Origin of the sequence: Thiorhodococcus minor (assembly GCF_010820565.1) — a bacterium.
GTDB classification, from domain to species: Bacteria; Pseudomonadota; Gammaproteobacteria; order Chromatiales; family Chromatiaceae; genus Thiorhodococcus; species Thiorhodococcus minor.
The window spans coordinates 1-1,502 of the sequence record NZ_JAAIJQ010000245.1; the positions used below are offsets into that span (position 1 = coordinate 1).

A 1,502-nucleotide genomic window follows, 5' to 3' on the forward strand; every position below is an offset into this window, starting at 1 on the left:
TGGGCCGCAACAAGGAGTTTCCGATTCGCTTATCCGTCCGCTATCTTCCTCTCCTTCCAGGCTTTGCCTGGCGCAACCAACTGATGATCAAGGCCCAATCGTCAGCGCGCCTCGATCACAAACTCTGGAACAAGGCGTCAACATCACTGGAATCTACATCCAATCGGTAGATGGCATCGACATGCAGATAGGTCCGGCCACCGACAGCCTTACCTGGAACAGACGCCACCGCACCTCCTTGATCGACGCCACGGCGGCTGATGTATGCTTTCGGCACCAAGGCACAGGAGCCGCCACCATGCCACAGACCGCAACCAAGGTGGGCCACTTCAGCTATGGCGACTATCGCCGTTGGCCCGAGGACGAACGTTGGGAATTGATCGACGGCGAGGCCTTCGCCATGGCGCCCGCGCCCTCGCGTCTGCACCAGGATTTCGTCGTCGAGCTGACCGCACAGATTCACCCCAAGCTCGCCGGGACTGGATGCCGCGTCTACGTCGCGCCATTCGACGTGCGCCTGCCCAAAGTAAACGAGGCGGACGAGCACGTCGATACAGTCGTCCAACCGGACCTCGCCGTCATCTGCGATCCAGCCAAGCTCGACGAAAGAGGCTGCCGCGGCGCGCCGGACTGGATCGTCGAGATCCTCTCGCCCTATAGCGCGGTCCACGACCAGATTCGCAAGCGCGCCCTCTACGAGCGTCACGGCGTCCGCGAGTATTGGCTCCTGCACCCGGTCGATCGCATCTTGACCATCTACCGCCTCGGCGAAGATTGCGCCTACGGGAGACCGGACATCCTGGAGCTGACGGGTACCACGGCCGTTGCGACCATCACGGGTCTGGAGATCGGCTGGTCCTCAACCGGCGAGTTTCTTCGCTGACAGGGCCTTGAGAGGCGGTCAAAGAGCGACCGCCGACATTGATCATTACGAGTGCGACAGATCGCCTTCAGCTGCAATCTCAGCATTTAACCTAGATCCGGCGGCGGGACGGCCTCAAGGGTGCGTCCAGCGTGGTGTCTGGCAAGGCGCAACGAGGCGTCGTAGTGGTTCTACGACAACGCGTTGCAACGCAGCCAGGCGCCACGCGGGGCGTGCACTGGAGGCCGTAGCGGGCTTCACCCGGCGGGTGAGCCAGCAGGAAACCCCGATCTTGAAAGTGACCAAGGCCTTGCATGAAGCACGAAGCGGTCAACTGCCGGATCTAGGTTTAAGCCAGCAACGCTCATGCTGGGAGTGTCGGCCTCCAGGCCGACACCTGTTGGCCTGGAGGCCAACGGTCTCAGAACTGCGGGACCGGCTTCCGCACCAGCAAGAATGTCATCTTTCGCTCAGGGCGAGACCAATCCGCCTTGTGGCGTTCCCTCCACGCTGGCTGTGAATACGCGGTCCTCCATGATGCCGGTCTTCAGAAACCGCTGGACGATCCGCAACAGCATGGGATCGCCAATACGATGCTCCAGAAAGCGCAGCAAGTGGGCATGGGAAACGTGATCGAAGA

Annotated in this window: 1 protein-coding gene; it reads left to right on the top strand. The window is 61.4% G+C overall.

All coding sequences use genetic code 11. The features are described 5' to 3' along the window. Positions 1-298: 298 nt before the first annotated feature. Positions 299-883 carry a Uma2 family endonuclease gene (locus tag G3446_RS26680; protein WP_164456678.1) on the top strand — a complete coding sequence of 195 codons (585 nt, stop codon included), beginning with the start codon at positions 299-301 and terminating at the stop codon, positions 881-883. Positions 884-1,502: the final 619 nt, after the last annotated feature.